The 1,291-nt window shown below is 74.0% G+C and carries 1 protein-coding gene; it reads left to right on the top strand.

Going from position 1 to position 1,291, the window contains the following annotated elements; genetic code table 11:
* On the top strand, positions 1–1,222 hold a 1,222-nt coding region (locus FFS23_RS19920), incomplete at its 5' end, for an FtsX-like permease family protein (protein ID WP_137899963.1).
* Between the last annotated feature and the right edge of the window lie 69 nt (positions 1,223–1,291).

Genomic DNA, 1,291 nt, shown 5'->3' with positions numbered 1-1,291 from the left:
GGCGGGGGCGCTGCTGCTGCTCGGCGGGCTCGGGCGGCTGGTGCGCGCCGCCGCGGTGCGGCTGCCGCGATCGCGACGGCCGCTGCTGCGGCTCGCCATCGCCGCGCTGCACCGGCCGGGGGCGCGGACCGAGGCGCTGGTGGTGGCGCTGGGGCTCGGGCTGACGCTGTTCGTGCTGCTCGCCGCGATCCGCACCAGCATCGACGCCAATATTGCCACCACCGTCCCCGCGCGCGCGCCGGCGCTGTTCGCGCTCGACGTGCCGCGCCCGCGCGAGGCCGAGTTCCGCCGCATCGTCACCGCCGCGGTGCTGGCGGCGGTGGTCAAGACGGTGCCGATCCTGCGCGGCACGATCACCGGCTATCGCGACATCCGCGTCGCCGATCTCAAGACCTTGCCCGAGGGCGCCTGGGCGCTGCGCGGCGAGCGCGGCCTGACCTATGCCGCGACGCTGCCGGAAGGGAGCACGCTCGCCGCCGGCCGTTGGTGGCCGAAGGATTATGCCGGACCGCCGCTCGTCTCGGTCGACGAGCGGCTCGCCGAGGCGCTCGATCTCAAGCTCGGCGATCCGCTGACGGTCAGCCTGCTCGGCGTCGAGCGCACCGCGCACGTCGCCTCGTTCCGGCGCATCCAATGGGATACCTTGGGGTTCAACTTCGTGCTGGTCTTCTCGCCCAATACGCTGGCGGACGCGCCGCACAATCTCGCCGCGACGATCGACCTGCCGCGGGGGCGCGAGGGGCGGGTGACGCGCGCGCTGCTCGCGCCCTTTCCGTCGCTGTCGGTGATCGAGGTGCGCGGCGTGCTGACGCAGGTGCGCGATCTCGTCGGGCAGGTCGCGGCGGCGATCGCCGCGGCGGCGGGCGTGGCGGTGGCGGCGGGGATCGCGGTGCTAATCGGCGCGATCGCCGCGGCGCGCGAGGCGCGCACCTATGACGCGGTGATCCTGCGCACGCTGGGAGCGACGCGCGGCCAGTTGCTGGCGGCGCAGGCGCTCGAATATCTGCTGCTCGGCGCGGTGGTGACGCTGGTCGCGCTGGCGCTCGGGCTAGGCGGAGCGTGGTATGTCGTGGTGCGGATGTTCGACTTCGCCTGGGCGCCCGATCCGGTCGCGGTGGGCGTGACGCTGCTGGTGGGGCTGGGGGTGACGCTCGGCATCGGATTGGCGGGCGCTTGGCCGATATTGAGCGTGCGGCCGGCACGGGCGCTGCGGGAGGTGTGACCCTCAATTCCTCCCCCGCAAGGGGGAGAGGGACCGTCCGGCGTCAGCCGGATGGTGGAGGGGGAGGAC

Source organism: Sphingomonas sp. 2SG, assembly GCF_005503285.1.
In the GTDB taxonomy this organism is placed as follows: Bacteria; Pseudomonadota; Alphaproteobacteria; order Sphingomonadales; family Sphingomonadaceae; genus Sphingomonas; species Sphingomonas taxi.
The sequence above is the reverse complement of the archived record's forward strand: the minus strand, read 5'-3'. Positions and strand labels throughout refer to the sequence as shown.